21 protein-coding genes are annotated in these 25,591 nt (G+C 44.2%); 11 read left to right on the top strand and 10 right to left on the bottom strand.

Translation table 11 applies throughout. From position 1 onward, the window contains the following. The first annotated feature begins 88 nt into the window (after nt 1–88). Nucleotides 89–1,912: a DUF3413 domain-containing protein gene (locus tag R2S67_RS10065; protein ID WP_029796374.1), complete on the top strand. Its 1,824-nt coding sequence runs from the start codon at nt 89–91 to the stop codon at nt 1,910–1,912. A 75-nt stretch (nt 1,913–1,987) separates the two neighbouring features. Here the strand turns inward: R2S67_RS10065 and R2S67_RS10070 are convergent, their stop codons facing one another. Further along, on the bottom strand, nt 1,988–2,962 hold the full coding sequence (locus tag R2S67_RS10070) for a TDT family transporter (RefSeq protein WP_317343609.1): 975 nt from the start codon (nt 2,960–2,962) through the stop codon (nt 1,988–1,990). 109 nt (nt 2,963–3,071) lie between these two features. On the opposite strand from R2S67_RS10070, the gene R2S67_RS10075 reads away from it, so the two are divergent. The 3 genes from R2S67_RS10075 to dapD all read left to right on the top strand — a co-directional run bounded on the left by R2S67_RS10075 (nt 3,072) and on the right by dapD (nt 5,784). Continuing rightward, nucleotides 3,072–3,998, top strand: a complete 927-nt coding sequence (locus tag R2S67_RS10075; protein ID WP_134647125.1) for a LysR substrate-binding domain-containing protein — start codon at nt 3,072–3,074, stop codon at nt 3,996–3,998. 128 nt (nt 3,999–4,126) lie between these two features. Next, on the top strand, nt 4,127–4,423 hold the full coding sequence (locus tag R2S67_RS10080) for a YebG family protein (protein WP_041852896.1): 297 nt from the start codon (nt 4,127–4,129) through the stop codon (nt 4,421–4,423). A gap of 329 nt (nt 4,424–4,752) precedes the next feature. Further along, a complete protein-coding gene (dapD, locus tag R2S67_RS10085) occupies nt 4,753–5,784 on the top strand; it encodes a 2,3,4,5-tetrahydropyridine-2,6-dicarboxylate N-succinyltransferase (RefSeq protein ID WP_023584102.1) in 1,032 nt (343 codons plus the stop codon). A 70-nt stretch (nt 5,785–5,854) separates the two neighbouring features. Here the strand turns inward: dapD and glpQ are convergent, their stop codons facing one another. Next, nucleotides 5,855–6,910 carry a glycerophosphodiester phosphodiesterase gene (gene glpQ, locus R2S67_RS10090; protein ID WP_317343613.1) on the bottom strand — a complete coding sequence of 352 codons (1,056 nt, stop codon included), beginning with the start codon at nt 6,908–6,910 and terminating at the stop codon, nt 5,855–5,857. Nucleotides 6,911–6,966: 56 nt separating this feature from the next. Beyond that, nucleotides 6,967–8,331, bottom strand: a complete 1,365-nt coding sequence (gene glpT, locus R2S67_RS10095; RefSeq protein WP_006742417.1) for a glycerol-3-phosphate transporter — start codon at nt 8,329–8,331, stop codon at nt 6,967–6,969. Between the two features lie 897 nt (nt 8,332–9,228). Here glpT and R2S67_RS10100 point away from each other — a divergent pair. The 5 genes from R2S67_RS10100 to R2S67_RS10120 all read left to right on the top strand — a co-directional run bounded on the left by R2S67_RS10100 (nt 9,229) and on the right by R2S67_RS10120 (nt 15,585). After that, nucleotides 9,229–10,083, top strand: coding sequence for an MIP/aquaporin family protein (locus tag R2S67_RS10100; RefSeq protein WP_046875005.1), 855 nt, complete (start codon nt 9,229–9,231; stop codon nt 10,081–10,083). 59 nt (nt 10,084–10,142) lie between these two features. Continuing rightward, nucleotides 10,143–11,660 carry a glycerol kinase GlpK gene (gene glpK, locus R2S67_RS10105; protein ID WP_317343616.1) on the top strand — a complete coding sequence of 506 codons (1,518 nt, stop codon included), beginning with the start codon at nt 10,143–10,145 and terminating at the stop codon, nt 11,658–11,660. Nucleotides 11,661–11,819: 159 nt separating this feature from the next. Next, entirely contained in the window at nt 11,820–12,611 is a 792-nt protein-coding gene (locus R2S67_RS10110) for a DeoR/GlpR family transcriptional regulator (protein ID WP_006742414.1), read from the top strand. A 176-nt stretch (nt 12,612–12,787) separates the two neighbouring features. Continuing rightward, nucleotides 12,788–14,347 carry a glycerol-3-phosphate dehydrogenase gene (gene glpD / locus R2S67_RS10115; protein WP_317343619.1) on the top strand — a complete coding sequence of 520 codons (1,560 nt, stop codon included), beginning with the start codon at nt 12,788–12,790 and terminating at the stop codon, nt 14,345–14,347. Between the two features lie 284 nt (nt 14,348–14,631). Then, nucleotides 14,632–15,585, top strand: coding sequence for a CorA family divalent cation transporter (locus R2S67_RS10120; protein WP_012841472.1), 954 nt, complete (start codon nt 14,632–14,634; stop codon nt 15,583–15,585). A gap of 72 nt (nt 15,586–15,657) precedes the next feature. Here the strand turns inward: R2S67_RS10120 and R2S67_RS10125 are convergent, their stop codons facing one another. Next, nucleotides 15,658–16,842: an NnrS family protein gene (locus tag R2S67_RS10125; protein WP_170903242.1), complete on the bottom strand. Its 1,185-nt coding sequence runs from the start codon at nt 16,840–16,842 to the stop codon at nt 15,658–15,660. 184 nt (nt 16,843–17,026) lie between these two features. Here R2S67_RS10125 and R2S67_RS10130 point away from each other — a divergent pair, with 184 nt between their 5' ends. After that, on the top strand, nt 17,027–17,578 hold the full coding sequence (locus tag R2S67_RS10130; RefSeq protein WP_317343622.1) for a gamma-glutamylcyclotransferase family protein: 552 nt from the start codon (nt 17,027–17,029) through the stop codon (nt 17,576–17,578). A 38-nt stretch (nt 17,579–17,616) separates the two neighbouring features. On the opposite strand, the gene R2S67_RS10135 is transcribed toward R2S67_RS10130, so the two are convergent. Further along, nucleotides 17,617–18,213, bottom strand: coding sequence for an outer membrane beta-barrel protein (locus R2S67_RS10135; RefSeq protein ID WP_012841470.1), 597 nt, complete (start codon nt 18,211–18,213; stop codon nt 17,617–17,619). A gap of 146 nt (nt 18,214–18,359) precedes the next feature. Further along, nucleotides 18,360–18,692 carry a tRNA-binding protein gene (locus tag R2S67_RS10140; protein ID WP_005494151.1) on the bottom strand — a complete coding sequence of 111 codons (333 nt, stop codon included), beginning with the start codon at nt 18,690–18,692 and terminating at the stop codon, nt 18,360–18,362. A 176-nt stretch (nt 18,693–18,868) separates the two neighbouring features. Between R2S67_RS10140 and R2S67_RS10145 the strand changes: the two genes are divergently transcribed. Then, the gene (locus R2S67_RS10145; RefSeq protein WP_104969733.1) at nt 18,869–19,867 is read left to right on the top strand and encodes a substrate-binding domain-containing protein; all 999 of its coding nucleotides are present in this window, start codon (nt 18,869–18,871) and stop codon (nt 19,865–19,867) included. 15 nt (nt 19,868–19,882) lie between these two features. Here R2S67_RS10145 and R2S67_RS10150 read toward each other — a convergent pair whose 3' ends face one another. The 4 genes from R2S67_RS10150 to galM all read right to left on the bottom strand — a co-directional run bounded on the left by R2S67_RS10150 (nt 19,883) and on the right by galM (nt 25,589). Continuing rightward, a complete protein-coding gene (locus R2S67_RS10150) occupies nt 19,883–20,587 on the bottom strand; it encodes a 3'-5' exonuclease (RefSeq protein ID WP_104969734.1) in 705 nt (234 codons plus the stop codon). 1 nt (nt 20,588) lies between these two features. Further along, on the bottom strand, nt 20,589–22,430 hold the full coding sequence (locus R2S67_RS10155; RefSeq protein WP_225491528.1) for a DUF294 nucleotidyltransferase-like domain-containing protein: 1,842 nt from the start codon (nt 22,428–22,430) through the stop codon (nt 20,589–20,591). A gap of 63 nt (nt 22,431–22,493) precedes the next feature. Beyond that, the gene (locus tag R2S67_RS10160; protein ID WP_074191734.1) at nt 22,494–24,125 is read right to left on the bottom strand and encodes a sodium/sugar symporter; all 1,632 of its coding nucleotides are present in this window, start codon (nt 24,123–24,125) and stop codon (nt 22,494–22,496) included. 399 nt (nt 24,126–24,524) lie between these two features. Then, complete coding sequence (gene galM / locus R2S67_RS10165) at nt 24,525–25,589, bottom strand: galactose-1-epimerase (RefSeq protein ID WP_317343648.1); 1,065 nt, start codon at nt 25,587–25,589, stop codon at nt 24,525–24,527. Between the last annotated feature and the right edge of the window lie 2 nt (nt 25,590–25,591).

Genomic DNA, 25,591 nt, shown 5'->3' on the forward strand with positions numbered 1-25,591 from the left:
CAAAATGTGACACTACTCGCAACTATTCCATAATAAAAAACACTGTTTTATACTCTTGCTACCTATAATTTATAAATATATAAAAAGTATGTTTCGCAAACTGTCTTCCAACAGCGCTTGGCTGATTGCTTTTTTTGCTTGCTTTGCAGTGTATCTGTCGATCGCTTGTTATCCTTTTGTGTTGTCTAACAATCAGAATGAACCGCTAACCTTGTTGCAGGGTTACTATTTGGTTTCGACTCAATATGGCTGGCTGGGCTTGATCGCTCTTCCATTTATGTTGTTGAGTTTATTGCTCTCTTTTCTACCGACTCGAGCATTCAAAGGCATCGTGATCGCTATCGCGATCTGTCTATTGATCATGTTTAAAGTCGATATCCTCGTTTTTCAGCAATACAAACTTCACATCAACGCTCTATTAATCCGTATGTTTTTCGAAGGTGGTGGTGATGTCTTCGATATTTCGTGGATGAGTTGGCTAATCTTCATCAGTGAAGTTGCCGTTCTGGTGATCGGGCTCGCCTGTACCGTTTGGGTAAGTAATAAACTGGCACAAAGCCGAGCTAAGTTCGTTTTGATCAGCGTCTGGTTTGCTGTATTGGTCAGCACACAGATGATTCATGCGTACAAAAACGCGCTTTACGACGATGAAGTCAGTCAGTTTTCGAATAACTGGCCACTTTACTACCCGCTGACGGCTCGTAAATTTATTTACAAACACGACCTAGTGGATGAGAACATTGCATCGAAGAACCGCGTAGAGTTAACCAATATTGAACGTAGCTCACTCAACTACCCGCTTGCACCCATTCAAGTGCAAAGCAAAGAGAAGCAACCCAATGTTTTGTTTATCTTGGTTGACGCGTGGCGCTACAGTGATGCGACGCCGGAAGTCATGCCAAATGTCAGCAAGTTCGCCGAAAAAACGGTGAACTTCACACAACATATGAGCGGCGGCAACTCAACTCAAGCGGGTATTTTCAGCCTGTTTTACAGCTTGCCAGCGACCTACTGGGAAAGCTTTTACGCAAGCCAACGCTCTCCTGTTTTTATGGATACGCTGCAAGCAGAAGGCTACCGCATGGGCATTTTTGGCTCGGCACCGCTCACCAGCCCGCCACTTTCTCGCACGGTATTCAAAAAAGTGTCGGACTTGACCTTGAAACAAACTGGGGAAACAGCTGTCGAGCGCGATCAGCAGATAACAGACAAGTTCATCGAGTTCCAAAAGCAGGACAGCGACAAGCCGTACTTTGGTTTTCTGTTCTACGATGCCGCCCACGGCACAGTATTTCCCGAACCTGAATTTGCGAAATTCAAACCATACTGGGAACGCGTTGACCACATTTTGCTCAACAACGATTTTGACGCTTCGCTTTACCACAATCGATACAAGAACTCGTTGTACTACATCGATAGCTTGATTGGCGATGTGCTGAAAAACGTCGACTTAGACAACACCATTGTGGTGATTTCATCAGATCATGGTGAAGAGTTTAACGACCATAAGATGAACTATTGGGGCCACACGGGTAACTACAGTGACGTTCAAGTACATGTGCCTCTTTACGTGTACATGCCAAATCGTCAACCAGAGCAAATTGATTACCGCACGACCCATTTTGACGTCGTGCCAACCATGATGAATACGCTGTTTGACGTTCAAGGCACAACGAGTTCATACAGCGTTGGTCATAACTTGTTTGATAGCTCCGCCCCTCGCGATTGGTATATTGCTGGCAGCTACTACAACTATGCATTGGTCGGCAAAGAACTGATGCTTGTGGTCAATCCTGGCGGGCACTCTCAGCAACTGAATCGCCAATTAAAAGTCGAGAAAGAACAGAAAGTTCCTGTCGATATCATTCGTCATTCTCTGGATGAGATGTCGCGATTTTACAAAAAAGGCTAGTGTCCAACATCGACGCCGATTGAAATAAAAAAGCCTCTTGGTTGTAAGACCAAGAGGCTTTTTCCTATCTGCTATTTAAGCATGATGCGCGTGCATCAAGCGTGGCTGAATCAATAAGTTGTTGATGTATTGTAAAGCCACATAAGAGACAACAAATGTTGCCACAATCAACTCAAGACCAGCTAAGCCTCGCACTTGTTGAACATAGTGCGCATCCAATCCTTGCAACTCCATCCAATTCGCCATTTTAAACAGCGCCGTCGCACCGATCACCATCGGGAAAGTGAACGCCGCATAGCCTGGGCTAAATGGCAGTCTAAGCAATTTAAAGAATGCGAGGTAAATGATGGCTGTCATCAATACCGCGATACCAAATAGCATAGCGATGATCACTGGTGATGGTGTCGCAGTGACCGTTAAGTACCCCGCCAATGATAGACTTGCTGGCGCTGCCATGATTGCCATTGTTGGTTTCGCTGCATCCGGAATTTCATGGGTAAACATGAAACGGTAAATCATCATCGGCAACATGATCGCGTACGCCACCATACCAAACATCAATGCACCTTGTGCCACTGGCGCTAACATCGGGTTGCCAGAGAAAGACACATCCGCAACGATGATACCCACTGGCGGTACAAACCAACTAGGAACCATGTGGTGCAATTCAAAATCTTTGGCGCGATGGTAAACAAAGCTCACCAAGAACACGATGTGCAGAACCACTGCAATCAGCCAAAGCACATCACCAGCCAATGGGTAAAAATGGCCGAGAGAGTTCGATACCACCATAGTGCCCATCGCAAATGTCGGAACCACGCTGCCCACAACCGGATGAGCAAGATCTTGTCTCAATAGATGGTTATGTAGCAAAAACTTGGTTGCTAATATAGCCAACAATACGCTCGCGATACCCGCACTAATCCACTGTCCGTAGCCATGTAATTCGGCGAAGTTTTCCCAGCTCCAGCCTAAGCTTGCAATACCAAGAGCCAAACCCGCCATCGGAGTTGGTGCTCCCATTACTTTTGCTTTTGTTCTTTGAATCATGATGACCTCAACCAGACTCACTCTTGATGGAGCGTATAATACGCTTGCACTTCGTTCTGATATATCTAATTATTTAAAACAAACGTTCAAAATTACTTAACGGTGGAGTATGGCAAGTCACATTTCTCTTAAACAACTGAAAGTGTTTACGACGATCACGCAGCACAAAACGCTCACAGCGGCTTCTGATAGTCTCTTTTTATCGAAAGCGGCAGTGAGCATGGCACTCTCAGAATTAGAAAAACAGATCGGCCATCACTTGTTTGATCGTGTTAATAACCGACTAATTTTGAACCAAGAAGGTCAAAAACTGCTGCCACTGGCGGATGAGTTACTCAACCGAGCCAAAGACATCGAGAGCATTTTCGATGGTGACCAAGCGCTATCGGGCCAACTTCGCATTGGTGCCAGCGACACCATTGGCAACCAAGTCGCGCCCTATTTGCTGAGCGAATTTCGTCAGCAAACGAACCATCGTTCTCAAAGTCTGTTCATTTCTAACTCCGCACAAATCTGCGACATGCTGACCGATTACGAGTTAGACATCGCCCTCATTGAAGGCAAAACACTTCACCCTGAATTGCAGTCTACCCAGTTTAGCGAAGATGAAATGTGCGTGATTTGCGCGCCAGATTCCCCAGCCGCGCACGAAGGGCCAGTAAACTTAACCGAGCTAGAAAACAGCGAATGGATATTGCGAGAGGCGGGGTCTGGTTCACGCGAATTCTTTATGCGCGTTGTCGCGCCGCGCTTGGAACATTGGCATGAAGCTTTTCAGCTCAATACCACCGAAGCATTGATCAACTCAGTATCTGCTGGGCTGGGCTTAGGTTGCTTGTCACGTTTGTCTGCAGAACCTGCTATTCGTGACGGCCGCGTAAAACTGCTCGACATGCCTTTAGATATGAAACGTCGCTTCTGGTTACTGGTTCATAAAGAGAAATATCAAAGCCCATTGCTCAAAACGTTTATCGAATTTTGCCAAGATTGGGAACGACCAAATAATCTTTATCTAGAGAATACGCCCTCCAAGTGAAACGGAGATAGTTTAAATGCTGGTCAGTTAGTTGTACGTGTCTCTCATTCTTAGGCTTGTCGCTAGACTTAACTGGTCAAAAACTGTATAAAAAGCCAGTATCAATACACCAAGTTAGGGGACCAACCATGGCTGTAATCGTCAAGTACGTGGTAGAACGCAATGGAGAAGAGAAAATGACTTTTACCTCTAAAGCGGAAGCTGACGCATACGATAAAATGCTAGACATGGCAGACGAACTATTCACGCTGCTAGGTAAAAGTGAACTTCTAGAAGACGAAGGTAAGCAAGAAGATCTTGCGATGTACCTCGCTCAAAACAAAGAAGAAGTGCTTTACGCACTGGGTGCAAAACGCAAACCGGCACCAAAGAAAGCAAAAAAGCTTGAATCTGTAGAAGAAGACAAGCAAGAAGACGCTGCATAAGCCTCTCATTTGTTAAAGAAACGCCGCATCATGTGGCGTTTTTTGTATCTGAAGGCACACATCATCATGGAAAGATCGCCCTTTCTTTCGAGCACAGATACGACAAATCGCCTTCTTTCATTTCAACAAACACCCGCTAATTGACCACCTCACAACCACATTTCTCATCAGACAGACATATCTCCCAAAAGACAAAAGGTATCCATCTACGGACTTTCTCCATTTCCCCTCTTTAAACTCCCTAGCACTCTCATTATGATGACTGACAACTTAATTATTTCTTGTCAGTGAACAGACGAGACACAAGACTCAACACATGGAGATCAACTATGGCTTTCTTTTCTCTAGCCTTTGGTACAGCGACTAAAAACCGCGATGGCAAAATCATTGAAGCGTTTTTTCCAAACCCAGTTCTTAACCCAAGCGACGCACTTGTTAACGCACTAGCAGCAGTAGCAGGTTACGAACAAGGCAACCAAGCTATCGAGATCTCTGCTGCACAAAGCGCAGAACTTGCGGCGGCTTTCGAAGCAAACGGCGATGCAGCAAACGCATCTTTCGCAACCAAAGCAGCAGAATCAGCACAGCCGCTTGTACTGGTTATCCTAGCTACGGATGAACAACCACAATCTGTTGCTGAAGGCTTCCTAAAACTTCAACTTATCTCCAACCGTCTAGTTAAGCCACACGGCACAGTACTGGATGGCATCTTCGGTCTACTACACAACATCGCATGGACTAACGAAGGCCCAATCGACCTACCTGAGCTGGCTGAGCGTCAAATCGAAGCTCGCCTAGCTGGCCGTACGCTAAGCGTAGATTGCGTAGACAAGTTCCCTAAAATGGTGGACTACGTGGTACCAACTGGTGTTCGTATCGCAGACACTTCTCGCGTACGTCTTGGCGCACACGTTGGCGAAGGCACAACGGTAATGCACGAAGGCTTCATCAACTTCAACGCGGGTACTACTGGCGTGAGCATGGTTGAAGGCCGTATCTCTGCGGGTGTGGTTGTTGGTAACGGTTCAGACATCGGTGGCGGTGCATCTATCATGGGTACGCTATCTGGCGGCGGCAAAGTTGTGGTTTCTATCGGTGAAAACTCTCTACTAGGCGCGAACGCAGGTCTTGGCTTCCCAATGGGTGACCGTTGTACTATCGAATCAGGTCTATACGTAACTGCTGGTTCAAAAGTGCGCATGCTTGATTCTGCTGGCCAAGAAGTAGAAGTAGTGAAAGCACGCGATCTTGCCGGTGTTTCTGACCTACTGTTCCGTCGTAACTCTGTAACAGGTCAAATCGAGTGTCTTGCAAACAAGAGCGCAGTTGAACTGAACAGCGAATTGCATAAAAACAACTAATAAATAGTTAAGAAAAATCCCCCAGCAGGAAACTGTTGGGGGATTTTTTAGCTTACAGCAAAATGCGTGATTACTGATTTAAAAAGCTGACTGCTTTATCTGGGAAATCAGTAAACAAACCATCCACTTTCACTTGGTTGTAGTACACATCCATCATGCCTTCAAAGCTGTCCGTGTACGCTGGAATGCGTCCTGGTTCGGCGCGGAACGTGTATGGATGCACTTGCAAGCCAGCGTCTTTTGCAGCCTTCATCAACGGCTTAATGATGATGTTGTCTTTGGTTGACTTATCATCCACCAGCATCGGCTTCCAAGGTCCAATACCTTCGGCGTAACTCGCCACTTTCTTCATGCCGTCGGCTTCGAACATCCAATCATAGCTGTATGGCGTTGCTGTATCGCCTTTGTACACCATAGTTTCGTTCCAATCGGTGTAAGCCATGAGCTGAACGAGCTTTAAATCCATGTCCATTGCGGGCATGAGCTCACTGTTGATGCGTTGCAGTTCGTTCGCATCAAAACACTGCAGGTAAACTTTGTCGTCTTGCGAGTCGTAACCGTAATGCTTTAATACTTTAAGTACCGCTTTAGAAATGTCCTTACCTTCATGACGATGGAACCAAGGCGCTTTAATTTCTGGGTAAATACCGATGTCGTAACCCAACGTCTTGTTAAGTCCTTGGATCAGCTCAATCTCTTCAGCAAACGTCGGCACGGTAAAATCCGATTTCCACATTGGGAATCGTGTCGGATAACCAGCGACCTTATTACCTTTGTCATCGATATTAAAGCCTTCAGTTACTCGCAAGGATTTGATTTCCGCCAGTGTGAAATCAATCGCGTAATAACGGCCGTCTTTGCGTGCACGATCAGGAAAACGCTCCGCAACATCCGTTACACGATCGAGATAATGGTCATGCAATACGACCAACTGGTCGTCTTTCGTCATTACCACATCTTGCTCTATGTAGTCAGGTTTCATTGCGTAAGCAAGCGCTTTGGCTTCTAGCGTGTGCTCAGGCAAGTAACCCGATGCGCCACGGTGTGCAATTACAAGCGGTTTCGCAATCGCACCAGCTGAGAGGCTAAGTGCTAAAAAAGTAAGACATACTGACTTTGTTTTCATTGTTATTTCCTTGATAAAGCGAAGAGGCAGTATTCCACTGCCTCTTTAAATAAATATTACGCTAGCGCTTCCTTTTCGCGCTCTTTTTGCTCGTGGTGCGCACGCTCACCTAAGAAGGCGTACATCAAACACACAATAGAAGTAATACAAGAACCCACTAAGATGATAAAGCCACCATCCCAGCCAAAGTGGTCTACTGTGTAGCCCAGAATCGCGTTTGCGGCAACTGCCCCACCTAAGTATCCAAATAAACCAGTAAGACCAGCAGCAGTACCAGCGGCTTTCTTCGGAGCGAGTTCAAGTGCGTACAAGCCAATCAGCATAACCGGACCATAGATTAGGAAGCCAATTGCAATCAGCGCCATCATGTCCACCATTGGGTTACCAGCAGGGTTAAACCAGTAAACCATCACTGCAACGGTCACTAACACCATAAATAAGATGCCAGCAGGTGCACGACGACCTTTGAACAATTTGTCTGAAATCCAACCACACAATAATGTGCCTGGAATGCCGGCCCATTCGTATAAGAAGTAAGCCCATGACGATTTATCTACCGAGAAATCCTTCGCTTCTTTTAGGTAAACAGGTGCCCAGTCCAGTACGCCGTAGCGAATTAGGTAAACAAATGCGTTTGCAATTGCAATCGACCAAAGCAGCTTGTTGTTGAATACATACTTAAAGAAGATTTCCTTGGCTGTCATTTCTTGTTCGTGCGACTTGTCATAGTCATCAGGATAATCGTCTTTATACTCTTCGATCGGTGGCAAACCACAAGATTGAGGCGTATCGCGAACCGTCATCCAAACAAACACAGCAACCAACGTGGCGAAAAATGCAGGAACATAAAATGCAGTGCGCCAATCATCGTTAAATGCCCACAGGCCAAGAATAAATAGTGGACCAATCAAACCGCCACCCACGTTGTGTGCCACGTTCCAAACCGAAACGATCTCACCACGCTCTTTACGTGACCACCAGTGCACCATGGTTCGTCCACATGCGGGCCACCCCATGCCTTGGAACCAACCGTTCAAGAAAAGCAAAATGAACATCGCAGTGACGCTGCCAGTCGCCCATGGCATAAAGCCAAAGCAAAACATCACTAATGCAGACATCAGTAGGCCGCCACTAAGGAAATAGCGAGGGTTGGAGCGGTCAGAAACGCTGCCCATTAGAAATTTAGAGAGACCATATGCAATGGAAACAGCTGCCAGCGCGACACCTAAGTCACCGCGGCTAAAGCCTTGCTCGATAAGATAAGGCATCGCCAAACTGAAGTTTTTACGAACCAAATAGTAACCGGCGTAACCAACAAATATACCGATAAAGAGTTGCCAACGGAGGCGAGAGTAGGTGCTATCGATACTGCCTGGGGACAGACGATCAATGTGCGCCTTAGGTTTGAATATTCCAAACATAGGAACCTCATTATTTTGTATGCGATGGTAAAAAACACAAAAGGAGCGAACGAAACAAATAAAATCTTCGTTCGAAAGTTCATGAATTGTATTGAGTTAGGATTTTATTTCTGTGACAAATGTTGCACATGAATTAAATATAAGTAAATACAGTAAATTAGAGCGCATTAATTAGACCATCGTTCAACTTTACTCATAATTAGTTAATATGAAACTGATGTTTCAACCTCTCATTTGAGCATTCCAATTCGAAACCAATGAAACAAAGGCTCGAATAAGAACACAAATTAACCGTAAAAAGGGTGTTTCACATCCATCCTTGTTACGCGAAACCACTAAATAACTAAAAAGATGAAAAATGTTCGCGCTTAGTATCAAACGAAATAACAAAGCTAATGTTATCTGAACTCAAACCTAGACAGTGATTCACGAACACAAGACATAAACCATATTTATTTTCCTCTCCATTTTCATAATTAACACTAATTTGGATAACAAGTTCCTCTCGAGATATAAACATAGCAACGCATTTTCTTATATCACCGCTAGTCCTTGATGTACTTGACCTCGCCTTACCTCTTTAGGGTTAATTACTACGCAAAATCTGAGTAATAAATCCCCAAGCACGTAGCAGCTTCACAAAACTCCTCTTACCAGTTGTGCATTCTTTTTCACATCGGTAATTTGAGCGCTTCCAAAACACACTTCGTAGCAAAGAAGTTCTTTTCGTTGTTTTCTTTTTCGATTAAAAGATGCGCCATTTAACAAAAACGAAGACTTTGATTAACAATTTTATGCTCAAACGCTCATTTTTAACGCGCGTTTGTTTTCGCAAACGTTTATATGTGCACAATAGTATCGTGCTAGACAGGCAAAAATGATCAAAGGACTTTTAACATGACAACGAACAAACACCCCTCTCTGCTCGGAGAATGTTTGGCCGAGTTTATCGGTACAGGACTACTTATCTTCTTCGGCGTAGGCTGTGTCGCAGCCTTAGTTCTAACAGGCGCATCATTTGGACAATGGGAAATCAGTATTGTATGGGGCCTAGGTGTCGCCATCGCTATTTACTGTACTGCCGGCGTTTCAGGCGCGCACATCAACCCAGCGGTAACCATCGCACTCGCTATGTTCCATGGTTTTGATAAGGCGAAAGTGGTGCCATACATCATCGCCCAAATGCTTGGCGCATTCTGCTCTGCTGCGTTGGTTTACAGCTTATACAGCAACCTTTTCACCGACTACGAAATCGCACATAACTTCGTCCGCAGTAGCCAAGATGCACTAGCAACCGCTGGTATCTTCTCAACCTATCCACATGCTTCCCTCTCTTTCTTTGGCGCTTTTGCTGTGGAATTCGTTATCACTGCCGTGCTGATGTTTGCGATTTTGGCTTTGGGCGATGAAAATAACGGCGCTGCACGAGGTGCAATGAACCCGCTGTTAATCGGTATTTTGATTGCCGTGATCGGTGGTTCTCTTGGTCCACTAACTGGCTTCGCGATGAACCCTGCGCGCGACTTTGGACCGAAACTGTTCGCTTACTTCGCAGGCTGGGATTACGCTCTGACAGGTGCTAAAGACATTCCTTACTTTATCGTGCCTTTACTTGCTCCGATTGCAGGCGCATGTTTTGGTGGTTGGTTGTATCCAAAAGCGATTGCGGCTTACCTTCCACAACAAGGCCACGGCTGTACAATTCCAAACCAATGTGAGACGGAAGAAGAAACAGAAGAAGCTAGAGCTTAAAACTGACGCAACTCGAACATTTACTAAAATATAAATAACGAAACAAAAGGATTCTTACCATGACTGAGCAAAAATACATTGTTGCCCTAGACCAAGGTACGACAAGCTCTCGCGCAGTAATTCTTGATCATGACGCGAACATCGTAAGCGTCGCACAGCGCGAATTTACTCAGATTTATCCAGAGGCAGGTTGGGTAGAACATGACCCAATGGAAATCTGGGCAACACAAAGCTCTACGTTGGTAGAAGCTCTAGCTAAGTCTGGCATCCGTAGCGACCAATTGGCGGCTATCGGTATTACTAACCAGCGTGAAACCACCATCGTCTGGAATAAAGAAACAGGCAAACCCGTTTACAATGCGATCGTATGGCAATGTCGCCGTACTGCTGACATCTGTGAAGATTTAAAAGCGCGTGGTCTAGAAAACTACGTACGTGACAACACAGGTTTGGTACTTGACCCTTACTTCTCAGGTACCAAAGTGAAATGGATTCTGGACAATGTTGAAGGCGCGCGCGAAGACGCAGAAGCAGGCAAGCTGTTGTTCGGTACCGTCGATACTTGGTTAGTTTGGAAGATGACTCAAGGCCGCGTTCACGTGACCGACTACACTAACGCATCGCGTACCATGCTATTTAACATCAACGATCTATGTTGGGATCAGAAAATGTTAGACGAGCTTGGTATCCCAGCATCTATGATGCCAGAAGTGAAACGCTCATCGGAAGTTTACGGTAAGACCAACATTGGTGGTAAAGGCGGTACTCGTATTCCTATTTCTGGTATTGCTGGTGACCAACAAGCTGCGCTTTACGGCCAAATGTGTGTTGAAGCGGGTCAGGCGAAAAACACTTACGGCACGGGTTGTTTCTTGCTAATGAATACGGGCCAAGAAAAAGTCACTTCGACGCACGGCCTACTGACAACTTTGGCTTGTGGTCCGAAAGGTGAGCCTGCTTATGCGCTTGAAGGTGCCGTATTCATGGGTGGTGCTTCTATCCAATGGCTACGTGATGAATTAAAAATCCTGAACGGTGCAGAAGACTCTGAATATTTCGCAACCAAAGTGGATACCTCAAACGGCGTTTATGTCGTGCCTGCCTTTACTGGTTTAGGCGCACCATACTGGGATGCCTACGCACGTGGCACGATTGTCGGCCTTACTCGCGGCGTGAACTCAAACCACATTATCCGTGCGACTTTGGAAGGCATCGCTTACCAAACTCGTGACGTACTGGATGCGATGCAAGCCGATTCAGGTATTAAGTTGGCGAATCTTCGCGTCGATGGCGGTGCGGTAGCGAACAACTTCCTAATGCAGTTCCAATCCGATGTATTGAATACAGAAGTACACCGCCCTCAAGTAACAGAAGTGACGGCTCTTGGTGCAGCCTACCTTGCAGGCCTTGCCGTGGGTTACTGGGACAGCATTGACGAGTTGCAGAATAAAGCGGTGCTTGATCGCACGTTTGAGCCGCACGATGATGAAGAAAAGCGCAATCGTCGTTACAAGGGTTGGAAACGCGCAGTGAAATGTGCGCAAACCTGGTCTGAACTTCACGACGAAGAAGGTTAATCTCACCTCCATACGAAAAAAGAGCGCCATTTGTGCGCTCTTTTTTGCGCTTTGCCCCTGATTCCTGAACTCGCTTACTTCTCACAACGCGCAAATTCGAGCACAATAGAGCTTCGAATTTGAAGCATTGGCCGTTACCAATGCACAAGGGAGTGGTAAGTGAAGCAAATACCTCGACACCAACAGATTGTTGAGTTGGTGAAAAAACAAGGCTATGTCAGCACGGATGAGTTGGTAGAAAGATTCAATGTCAGCCCACAAACCATCCGACGCGATCTTAATGAACTCGCCGACGACAACAAAATTCGTCGTTATCACGGTGGTGCAACCATCCCTCTCAGTTCTGAAAACACATCTTACAACACGCGTAAAGCGCTCAACTTCAATGAAAAAGATGTCATTGCAGACGAGGTGGTCAAGCACATTCCTGATGGCGCGACTCTATTTATTGATATCGGCACCACACCAGAAGCGGTTGCGCGAGCGCTCAATAAAAACCATAAACAGCTACGCGTGGTTACCAACAATATCAACGTGGCAACCATTCTCTTCCCCAACCCAGAGATCAAAGTCATCTTAGCTGGCGGTGAAGTTCGAAGTCGCGATGGCGGCATTGTTGGAGAAGCCACTCTCGACTTCGTTAAACAGTTCCGTCTCGACTTTGGCATTCTTGGCATCAGTGGTATCGACTTTGATGGTTCACTGCTGGATTTTGATTATCACGAAGTAAGAGTCAAACAAGCGATCATCGACAACAGCCGCAGTGTATTTCTTGCCGTCGACCATACCAAGTTCGGGCGCAATGCCATGGTGAAGCTAGGCAATATCGCTCAGCTCAACATGATCTTTACCAACAAGCAGCCACCAGAAGAAATCTTGTCGATTTTAAAAGAAGCTTCAATTCCACTTGAAGTCGTTGAAGCGAACGAGACAAACTTCGAAAACGAGTAGTTTCAATCATTAATTTGCCTCTCAAATGACCTCTGTCTTAATTAGGCAGAGGTTTTTTTGTGCCTAAATCACACAAAACGCTCACAAACGAAAATAATAGATGATCACAAACGAAACCTAAGCTAGGATTAGATCATGTTCTAAAATGCTCGTTCGCTCACCAAGAGGTCAAATTTATGAGTATACAAAAAAATGCTTCCACTACTAGCTCATCCACTACCTTAGACTTGATCGTAATTGGTGGCGGCATCAACGGGGCTGGTATTGCGGCAGACGCAGCTGGCCGCGGTTTGAGTGTTGGCTTATACGAAGCAAATGACTTCGCGTCCGCTACTTCTTCGGCAAGTTCTAAACTGATCCACGGCGGTTTACGCTACCTTGAACACTATGAGTTTCGTTTGGTTTCGGAAGCGCTCGCAGAACGTGAAGTTATTCTTCGCAAAGCGCCTCACGTTGCACTACCAATGCGTTTCCGTTTGCCTCATCGCCCATTCCTACGTCCAGCTTGGATGATTCGCTGTGGTCTGTTCCTTTACGATAACTTGGGTAAACGTACGACTCTGCCAGGCAGCAAAACTGTCAACTTAGCGAAATCGGGCTTGCTAAAACCAGAAATGAAAACCGGTTTCGAATACTCTGACTGTTGGGTTGATGACGCGCGTTTAGTATTACTTAACGTTCTGGCTGCTCGTGAAAACCATGCAGAAGTACGTAACTACTGCCGCGTAGAAAAAGCACACCGTGAAGGTGGTATCTGGCATGTCACGATTCATGACGTGATGACAGACCAACGTTTCGAACGCAAAGCAAAAGCACTAGTAAACGCAGCTGGCCCTTGGGTAAAACAGTTCTTTGATGATGGATTAGAGCAAGCCTCTCCTCGTAACATTCGCTTAATCAAAGGCTCGCACATCGTTGTTCCTCGTATCCACAACGAACCGCAAGCCTACATTCTTCAAAACAAAGACAACCGCATCGTATTTATGATTCCTTACTTAGATAAGTTCTCAATCATTGGTACAACAGATGTGGAATACAAAGGTGATCCACGTGAAGTGGCGATCTCAGATGACGAAGTCGATTACCTCATCGATATCGTAAACCAACACTTTGTCCACCAGCTGACTCGCGAAGATGTGGTTTGGACATACAGCGGTGTTCGTCCTTTATGTGACGATGAATCTGACTCTCCGCAAGCGATCACACGAGACTACACGCTAGAACTCGATGCGGAATACGACCATGCACCTCTGCTTTCTGTCTTTGGTGGTAAGCTGACGACCTACCGTAAGCTGGGTGAAGCGGCAATGAAAAAGCTGGCTCCTTTCCTACCAGAGATGGGAAGCGACTGGACGGCAAATCAAACCCTACCTGGTGGTAACTTCAGCTGTAGTCGTGAACAATTAGCTAAACAAATTCATGCTAAATACGCTTGGGCGCCAGAAGCATTGATTCTTCGTTACGTTACACAGTTTGGTACCCAAACGTGGAACTTAATGGAGAGCACAGCAAGCGAAGCTGACCTTGGACACGCGTTCTCATCACAAGCCGGCGGTGTTTACCAACGTGAGATCGACTACTTAATGAACCATGAAATGGCAATGACCGATGAAGACATTTTGTGGCGTCGTACCAAGCTTGGTCTGTACATGAACGACGAAGAAAAGCTGGCTTTATCGGACTATTTAAAAGAAAAGCTACAGCAAAAAGTGGTTAATCTTTCTCAAGTTGGCTAACTGCTCCTCCCCTCCCCACTAGAAAGCCTGCCTCGCTGCAGGCTTTTTTATTTTGCTGTTTTTACACCACACTTTGGCTTGCTTCACTTGATTACAAATAAGAGCAACTATTCATAGACATTTAGCGTTAAATGCAATCATACTCATTTAAATAATTACCCCTGAATAACTTTATGGCGCTAGGTTCAGAACGTTATCACTGATGCACTTCCCGGAAAATAATGCAGCGGAAGAACAGGCTCTTTCCGAGTTATTTGGGGAAAGGCTCAGACAAGGAAAAGAAAATGGGTTTTATGATTGAACATTGGGATTTTTCAACCCCAGAAGCAACTCAGCAATCCACAACGGCGGAGCAGATTCAAGCCAAACATTGGTACCATTGTGAACGGCTGCATCCCGATATTCGTGGCTGGCTAGAGCAAAACCAAGTACCACGTGCCACTGTTGATCACCTGTTAGCCGACGAAAGCCGACCGTCTTTCCACCCTTTGGATGACGAGAACTTCATGTTGATTTTACGAGGCGTCAATATGAATGGCGATGCTTCACCAGAAGACATGCTCAGTATTCGAATTCTCTATTTTCAAGGGGCACTGATTTCAACACGTAAGATCCCATCGCGTGCCATCATGGAAATTCGTCAAGCATTGGCGGAACATAAAGGCCCGAAAAGCCTTGCTGGTTTACTTCATCAGATTATTGAAGGATTAAATAGCAAAATAGACGTTTACCTCGATACGATTGAAGAGACGTTAAACCAGTTTGATGTGAATGATGAATCGACGTACAAGCATATGGCGACTCAAAAAGCGCTTATCTCCATCAAACGTTTTATTCGCCCTCAGCAATATGCTATTCGTGATCTCGTTGAATCAGAGTCCGAGTTGGTGGCTTTAAGGCCCCATCAATATCGCTTCGCCCACAATAATATTACGCGCATAAATGAAACACTTGAGTTTTATCTTGGAGAAGTCGCTCTCTTTCAAGAAGAAATCAAACATCATCGTGACGAGAAAACTAATAAAAACAGTTATCTATTTACCTTGGTGGCGACTATTTTCTTGCCAACCAGCTTCCTTACAGGTTTGCTTGGCATCAACATTGGCGGTATGCCAGGCGTGGAATCCGCCATGGCGTTCACCTGGTTCTGTATCGCTTTAATTGTCATCTTTGCTCTAGAGTGGTGGCTATTCAAACGTTTGGGGTTTACGAATAAAACGGACGACGAAGACGAATAAGCGCTAATCCTATAAAGAACAAAAATCAAAAGAGGAGCGCGCGGCTCCTCTTTCTCTACTCACATTAGAGCCCTATCCGGGATGACCATCAACGCGAGGGGTAATAAGCATCACGCCAAAGCGCCAAACAAACAGGCCAAATGCGACAATCCACAATCCGCCACTGATATTAATCCACAGCATCATATTGGCAGGATCAAATATCACGGCAAAACTGCGAACCAAAGCTGCCGCGGTAATCGCCGCAAACGCGAGGCTCATGTTCGGACCTTTGTAGATCATGCGACCAGTATGTCCCATCGTCACGCGTGCAATCATCGCTAAAATCAAGCCGCCTAATGCACCTATCGCAAACAGGTGAATCAGGTTATGGCTGGCAAATGCATCTCCCCAAGTGCCTCGCAAAATTAAGCTTAGTGGCAAACACAAATACGCAGCATGCAGCGACCACACTAAAGGCTCGCTCAGGGTTAACCAAGGTTTCCAGCGAACAAAACGCACCAACTGAGCAACTCCTGCAAACAGCATCAACGGATTGCCTAATTCTGCAAACGTCACAGGGAAAAAGCTCAGCACAAATAGCATTACCAACGGCAAGTTCGCGAACCATTCTAACCAAGCCAGTGGTTGCGCTTTTTCGAAATTAAATCGACGCGCAGTAAAGAATGGAATCACACGTCCGCCCATGACCGACAGTAACAACGTAAACCACCACAACATCGCCTGCCATACAGCAGAAGAGCTAAACGGCGGCATGCCTTTTATTGTTGCGTAGCTTGCAAAGTTCGCAAAAATTGCCAAAAGAAACAGCGGCACAAAAAACAGATTACGCCAACCTTTGGCTCGATAAACACGAATGCCTACCTCATAGGCAACAAACAACAAAAATACCGCTTCAATGCTGCTGGTTAACCATAACGGCGCTGACGTCCAAAGCAATATTCGGGGCGCGAGCCATAAGCCAAATAAGACCAAAAGCGTGTAATGCTTGGTGCCATTAATGCCAGTCCAGTTTTGTACCGCGGTCAGTACAAAACCAACCACAATCGCCATCGAAAAGCCGAACAACATTTCATGAACGTGCCACCATAATGCCGGTACAGTTAATGCGTTTGGCTGTCCGCTCTGGAACATCCACACCCACAACGCGATCGCAACAATGGCGTAAATCGACCCAAACAGAAAAAACGGCCGAAAGCCTAATCGCAGCCATGCGGGGATTTTTTCTTCCACTTTTTTATCGGTGATATTCAGCATTATCTTGCCCTCAAGCGTCTCTCGATGCTGGTTAACTCAACTACAATATTGATGCTACCATAAACATGCATAAAAAATACATGTTAATAGTTAAGATTATACTTAAGAGGTAAAGTTGTGCTTCAGAGGCGGGTTAGGTATAAACGGTGAGAGACACAACCATCAGTTAAGGGATGCAAAGACAATGTACATATTTGGCTATGGCAGTTTGATTAATTCTGCGTCACGTAAGTTAACCGGACAAACGGGAGAAGCCATTCCCGTCATTGCTCATGGACTGGTGCGCTACTGGGGAAAGATTGATGACAGCTATACTCTGTCTCCTCTGGTTGTGAACCAAGGCGATGGGCAGGTCAACGGCGTTTTACTCGAAGTGAATGAAGAAGCTCTCGCAGAATTCGATCGCCGTGAGCGTGGTTATCATCGTATTCAAATTCAGCCAGATCAAATCGAAACGGAAGCGAACTTTAACCAAGAACATAGCATCTGGGTTTACGTAAAAGACGAGCCATTATCACCGTGCGTAAAAAGCCCAATCATGCAAAGCTATGTCGATACCGTGCTAGCAGGTTGCTTAGAAGTATCTCATGCGTTTGCAGAGCATTTTGTGCGTCACACCATTGGCTGGCAACACGCAAGAGAAAATGACCGCCACCAACCTAAATATGGCAACCTTGCAGGCGTGCAAAAGCATCATTACGAGTTGATTGACAATCTAATCAAAAAAGGAGCCTAACGGCTCCTTTTTAGTATCTATGTTTTGCTTATGCGAGCTTAAAACTTGTAATCAACGCCAACGTACAGGCTGTCAAAATCAAATTCAAGATCGCCACCACCTTCAACATCGATGGTTACTGTAGAAGCACGGTAGCCACCAGAAACAACCAAACCTGAAGCAAATTCATAACCCACTTCAGCACCATAGTTAAAGCCAGCATCGCTACCATCAGTCTTACCAGTGAAACCAGAAAGGTTTGATTTTGCCTCTAAATCAACCCCAGTTACACCTAGACCAACAACAGCACCAACATAAAAACCAGTGCCAGAGAATTGGTACTTAGGTTTAGCATTAAGGTTGAATGAATAACCTTCAACAGTAGCTTCTAACCAATTACCCGCGCCCGATGCTTTTTCTTCGAAGCTACCGTAGTAAATGTACTCACCTTCTAAAGCCAATTTGAAGTTTTCTGAATATTGCAGCTCTTTACCTACCGCAATGCCCAAACCTGTAGCTGAAGAGCTGTAAGAGTGACCTTCAACTTCAAGATCAGAGTTAAGAATATCTGCGCCAACATACCAGTTACCTTTTGCTTGAACTGACGCTGAAGCAACCACTGCACCTAAAGCCAATAATGGCAATACTTTTTTCATTATAATTTCCTATGTTTTTCATACTGTTAAACAGTTTTTAAAAGCGCGGAGATTATAAATAGAGTTGAATATATTCCTATTGATTTATTTATAAAATGAGACACAAAACATAAACACGAACAATAAAACGTTTGCTTGATTAAACTCTAAACAATTCTCACCCCAGTCGGCATCGCTCTTTCTGGCGTTAGCAACACACTTTCGGATTCATCATCCGTTTCTGCGCACAACAACATACATTCTGAGGTTTCGCCGCGCATTTTGGCTTTGGCAAGATTACACAACACGACCACTTGTTTGCCCATCAACTCTTCCTCGGTGTAATAAGGTACTAAGCTGGTTACGGTTTGCAGTGTTTTTTCACCAATATCAATTTGCACAATGTACAGCTTGTCTGCATTTTGATGACGAGCCACTTCAATGATTTTTCCGGTACGAATTTCCAGTTTGGCAAAATCTGAGTAAGCGATAGTTTCCATAATTAAAACCTCAGTAAAGTTTTACTAAAAAGATAACGTTTACACTATCAGTAAGCTTAATAAATACAAGTGGTAAAGTTCTCATTTCCGAAAGCAAATCCCCTATTAAATTGCACTTATTACACAATGGGTGTTTAATACTTCCAGTCAAAATTTTTAGCCACTAAAGGTTCTATATGGCAACGATCAAGGATGTCGCGAAAGAAGCCGGTGTTTCGGTCGCAACGGTTTCTCGCGTGATCAACAAGTCCCCAAAAGCCAGTCAATCATCGGTAGAGTCGGTCACCAAAGCAATGAGCAAATTGGGTTACAGACCCAATGCCGCAGCTCGTGCACTGGTGAGCCAAAGCACAAATACCATGGGTGTGTTGGTGAGTGATGTGTCCGATCCTTTCTTCGGCACGCTGGTCAAATCCGTCGATAATATCGCGCGCGAAAATGGCAAACATATCTTGATTGGCAACGGTTACCATAATCCAGAAGATGAACGTCAAGCCCTAGAATTGCTGATCAACAGCCGTTGCGATGCAATAGTCATCCACTCGAAAGGCTTATCTGATGAGGAGCTAATTGGCTATGCCCAAGAAGTGAAAGGTATGGTGCTTATCAATCGTCATATCCCAGAACTGGCCGAACGTTGTATTTCCCTTGATAACCGCAAGGGGGCATTCCTCGCGACAGAATATTTGATTCGTCACGGGCATCGCAAAATCGCTTGCATTGCCTCATCCCACGATATCGAAGATACCGATGAACGCTTGCAAGGTTACCAAGCCGCATTGAAAGAACATGGTATTGAACTCTCCAAAAGCTACATCGAATACGGTGAGCCCAACAGTGATGGTGGCGAAGTTGCGATGACCAACCTGTTAACCAAATCTTTGGAGATTACTGGAGTGGTGGCCTACAACGACTACATGGCCGCTGGCGCACTGGCAGCGTTAGATCAAAATGGCATTGACGTACCAAATAAGGTATCTATGGTCGGGTTCGATGATGGCTTGATCGCCCGCTTTGTTCACCCTAGCCTGACCACTATTCGCTACCCAATCGAGATGATGGCAGAACGCGCCGCCCGTTTGGCTTTGGCGCTATCTCGTGACGAAAAAATTGAAGACGAAACCATTATTTTTAGCCCAACTTTGGTACGAAGAAATTCTGTTGAGCGTTGTTGATATATGCGTTAAATGTTAGCGCGAAGCATTAACTAAAACATGTAATGGCGCAGATGAAAGGCCAAACAAGCAATTAATCTGTGCTAGATATAGTTCGGCAGTCGCTATCGCATCATTTAGTGCGTTATGGGCTTGATATGTTGGTAGGTTGAGTTCCTTTCGAATTGAACTTAACCGCCAGTCAGACCGAGTAGGTCTCAGTTGGGTGCGATATTGCTCGATTTTTAATGTATCTAACCATATTAATGGCAACTTTAAATTCTGGTACTTCATCTTGATGTATTGCTCTAAAAACCTCTGCTCCATAATGCAGCCATGTGCAACAAGAATTTTACCAGCAATTACATCCAGCAACTGAGTGAAAGCAACTTGTTCTGAAATCCCCGATACATGCAACGTTTCAGGCCTGATATGGTGAACTTTGACTGACTCATGACAAATATCAATTGCATGATTAATGAAGATATGACGTGCACTATTTAGACGAATATTGCTGTTTCGAATTTCGACCCATCCAATACTGATTACTCTATCTACTTCAGGATTAAATCCTGTCGTTTCAAAGTCCAAGACTAACGTGTCTAACTCTCTAGCGTCCGATAAAGCTCCAGGTAGAGGCGTATTTCCTATAGAGTTAAATACATCTGGCAAGCTAGATTTTTCTAGCTCTCTGCGCACGTGTTCTAGATGTTCAATTGACTGGAATGAGTAGCCAAACATACTAAGAGCCAAATTTCATTTTTAACGTGTCTTGATAACCGCGTATTATGCGAAAAGCATCTTTGAGGTGTTGTCTTTCAAAGCTGCCAAAATGCTCAGGAAATATAGCATTCGTTACTGGCTTTCCACCTTGTAAGCATTGCAGCTGATGTGAGTAACGTAATTGCGTTACATAACGATAAGTCCCTATCAAGTCTTGATGTGAAGTGCTATTAATCAATCCTGTATCATACGCAAAATCGAATCTTTCTTCCGTAGACAACATACCTCCGCCTTTATGAAGAGCATAAATTCTAGCGATATCGACCACCAGACCAATCGCAGACTTTTTAATATTCAGCGATTTTTCGTTGTGACCATTGTTTTCTAACACTAAGTTATTGAATATCCCTAGTGGTGGACGGTGTGATATTAAATTTCTAACTAAGGCTGCGATTAAATGAGGGTTATTTTTGGTACACCGCTCGCGTTCACTATTTAGTTCATCAAATAGTGACCTATCCCCGGAAACAAAGCGCACTTCAAGAAAGACATTAAGATTTAGTAACATATTGTATTCTGGATTGTTTGCCCATTTTCTGTAGAGCTGCTTCCAGATGAATAATGGCTGATTCCACTTTGGTGTAGCCGCCATAAAACGCCCATTACACAAAGGATACCCGCATTCCGCTAATCCTTTACATATATACATAGCAAAATGTCGAAAATAAATTCGGTCACTTTCTGTTGCTGAGTCATCAAGTACTAAAGCGTTATCTTGATCAGAACCTAAGTGAACCTCTCCTCTCGCATGCGAACCCGCCGCTAACCAAGCATAATTACAAGGAGGTAAACCCACGTTTCTTTCTGCTAATTTAATCAATCGACAGGTAAAGGCATCATAAATCATCATTAAAACTTGCCCAATTACATTGGCTGGCAAATGCGATTCTATCATAGCCTCAAACACTGCCTGACGTTCGTTTACTAACAATGAAAGCGACTCTAGGCTATTACACTTACTGATTTTTTCAATCAAAAAAACAGCCTGGATGCCATGCCTCTGAACTAACTCTTGAGGGCTAATCAAACCTAAAACCTGTTTATTTTTGTCAAGAACAGGGATATTACGAATATTGTGTTTCATCATCAGATTGAGCACAGAAATCACGGGCTCATTTTGGTCAACACTCTGAGGATGAGCGTTCATAATATCCTCAACAGGTCTATAGATATTAAACGCCTCAGCAACCACTCTACTTGTCATGTCAGTCTCGGTAACCACTCCAACCAAGGCATTGTCATTGGTAACCAAGGCACAAGTGCAGCCTTTTTTACTCATGATTTGTGCCACTTGCTGGATACTTTGGTTTGTATGCACCACCACAACATTATGATTGGCTAAATCTCTAGCCCTTTTAAAAAACAGGCTTTTTTCTGCTTGTGAATACTGTGCATTAATACTTGAAGTGAGACGTTGACTTGCACGGATTGCAAGCTGGTTAACAACATTTTTAAAATTCGAAACTTCTTTTAGTAAGAACGCATAATTAATTTTATATATTAAACAATTTTCAATGGTTTTTACTTTATATTTATCCTGTTCTAAATTAAATCCAAATACATCATTTTCGCCTAATCTAGCTCTTAATTCACCATTAGGAAATCTCTGTTCGATAACGCCAGATCGAATAATATATAAATTTTTTCCTTCAGGCATAACTAAGGAGACGCTCTCTCCCTTTCCCCAATAAACAATATCTGTGTTCGTAGCGATAGCATCAAGAACATGGTCAGGAAGTAAATGAAATGGCTCTATCGTTTTAAAAAAAGAAACGACATTTGGCAGCAAGGTTGAATCCATATGACACTCTTTTAATTAGAAAAACTCCGCTCAAAAAAGAGCGGAGTATAATAAAGAATGGTTTTACCAGAACAATGTATATAACACTGCCAAAACAATCATTATGCCGTAAGAAGCGATATTAAAGCTTCGATCTGTTACAAACATCGATGATGTAACACTAATACCTTTAGGATCATCATCATTAATTGATGTGCTCAAACTTGTAAATGCGATAACAACCATTGTAAACAATAATGTGTATAGCATTTGATCCATAAATGGCATGGAAAGTGGCATAAATTTCAAGAACAAGGCAAATGGTATTGATGCTACTACACCAATAATAGCCCCTTTACTGGTTGTTTTCTTCCAGAATAAGCCAAGTAAGAATACAGCCAAAATTCCAGGGCTAACTAAACCTGTATATTCTTGGATGTATTGGAATGCTTGGCCAATACCACCTAACATTGGAGCAATTAGGCAGGCAATAATTAGTGCCACCACAGCAGCAGTACGCCCAACATTCACCAACTTGTGGTCACCTGAGTCAGGAGAGATATACTCTTTGTAAATATCCATAGTGAAGATAGTGGCTGTTGAGTTAAGCATTGATGCTAGTGAAGAAACAATTGCAGCAGCAAGAGCCGCAAAAACAACACCTTTAACACCAACAGGCAAGAACTGAGTTAGCCAAGGGTATGCTTTATCCGCATGAGCAGCACTTGGAAGGTTTGTTGCTGCAATATCACCAAGGCTTGCCATTAGTTGTGGGTCCGAAGTAATAACGTAAGCGGCAATACCTGGCAATACCACGAGAAACGGAACGATAAGTTTCAAAAATGCTGCAAAAACAATACCTTTCTGAGCTTCCGATACTGATTTTGCAGCAAGCGTTCTTTGAATAATGTACTGGTTAAAGCCCCAGTAATATAAGTTTGCTACCCAAAGACCACCAATTAATACGGCAATACCAGGAAGGTTCATGTATTGTGGATTACTTTGATCCAAGATCATCTCAAAGTGGCCTGGAGCGGCATCGACCATTTTAGACAACCCAGCGAACCAACCGTCCGTACCACCAATAAAACTCACTGCCATGTAGGTAGTCATAAAACCACCCAAAACTAAGAAGAACACTTGGATGACATCGGTCCATACTACTGCCGATAAACCACCGTAAATTGAGTACACCAACGCAAACAGAGCAAGACCTAGAATTGAGTACATCAACGGAATACCCAAAATGGTTTCGAGAGCCAAACCACCTAAATACAGTACTGAAGTTAGGTTTACAAAAATGTACAAGGAAATCCAAAAAACGGCCAAAATTGTTTTTAGTTTTTTATTGAAGCGTTTTTCAACAAATTCAGGAATGGTATAGATTCCTTTTTCAATGAAAATAGGTAGAAAGTACTTACCAACAATAATCAATGTTATTGCCGACATCCATTCATAAGATGCGATAGCCAAGCCGATTGAATAGCCTGAACCAGACATTCCTATAAATTGTTCCGCAGAAATATTTGCAGCAATTAGCGAAGCACCGACAGCCCACCAAGGCAAAGATTTTCCCGCCAAGAAATAATCTTCCGTACTTTTCTGAGTGCCTTTTTTATCACGAGATACCCAAAGTCCGACCCCAATGATAATTGCGACATAAATGGCGAAGACCATTATGTCGATAAAGCTTAGACCATGTTCTATATTCGACATCAGTTTCATCCTGTAGTTTTGTTTACGCCGCAAAGTGTAAACGTTACCACTCAAATGAAATGCAACTCAAATCACACATATTGATACATATTACGCTAAAAACCTTATAACGAGCTAAAGATCACAAATATTAAGAGAAATGTCATTTAATTAAAACTCTCTAAAATTAACAAAAATGTAAACGATAACAATGAAGGTAAAACGAAGAGTAATAAGTAGGAAATTACGGGGATCATCCACCGTACAGTATTGTGTCGAAAGTGAGGTAAGTGATTTAAACTTCCTAGTAAAAATACATATCAAAAACAAAAAAGGTGGGCATGTAGCCCACCATAACACCCAAAGTCGTTGGAGTTGCAGCATCGCTGCCGCTGCAAGTTCAAAGGGCAGAAGTGCTATCTAAAATTCAAACTGATAAGTAGTTTGATGCTGATAGCAATCCCCAGAGCTCAACACCCCATTGTTGAGTCCCCATTCTGGTTTGTTTGGCCCGTCTGGAAAGTATTGCGTTTCCAATGCTAGGCCGTCATAGCGTTCGTAAGTTTTACTTGCACCTGGCGTACCGGCTAAGAAATTCCCTGAATAGAACTGGATGGCAGGTTTGGTGGTTTTCACCTTCATCACCACATCTTCTTTTGGTGCAATTAAAACCGCAGCGACAGAAACGCCATCAGTCACTTCAGGCATGAATACAAAGGCGTGATCGTAGCCACCAGCAGTTTTCTGATCTTGCTCTGCAAGAAATTCTTGGCCAATCAATTTTGGCTCGGTGAAGTCGAAACTGGTGCCCGAAACTGGCTTTTGTTCACCGGTAGGAATTAACCCCGCATCCGTTGGCAAGTAATGCCCAGCATTGAGCTGTAACGTATGATCCAAACTTTTCGCGCGGCTCGCCTCACCAGCCAAGTTAAAGTAAGCGTGATTGGTTAAATTCACTGGAGATGTTTTGTCGGTCTTAGCATCATAGGCGATAGCTAGTTCATTCTCGTCAGTGAGCGTGTACATCACCTTCACTTCGAGGTTTCCCGGATAGCCTTGGTCACCGTCCGGGGAGCGAAGTGAAAAAGTGACCTGTTGATCATTTTGCTCTTCAACCTTCCAGCGGCGTTTATCAAACCCTTCTAGGCCACCGTGCAGTGAGTTTTCACCGTTATTGATACCAAGTTGATACTTCTCTCCGTCTATCTCAAACTTCCCCTTCGCAATTCGGTTAGCAAAGCGGCCAACAATGGAACCGAAGTAAGCGTCTTGCTTCATGTGTTCAGCCATATTTGGTGAGCGCAACAACACTTCACGGTTTTCACCATTTACCGGTAATGTGCAACTCAACCACGTCGCACCGATATCCATAAACGACGCTGTCATACCATTCGCGTTGGTCAAATGAATCAGATTCGCAGTTTGGCCATCAAACGACGGCGTTTGCGCCATCGCTTGTTCTAGTTGTTGAAAATAGGCTTTCATCA

The organism is Vibrio sp. T13N (assembly GCF_032970445.1).
GTDB classification, from domain to species: Bacteria; Pseudomonadota; Gammaproteobacteria; order Enterobacterales; family Vibrionaceae; genus Vibrio; species Vibrio diabolicus.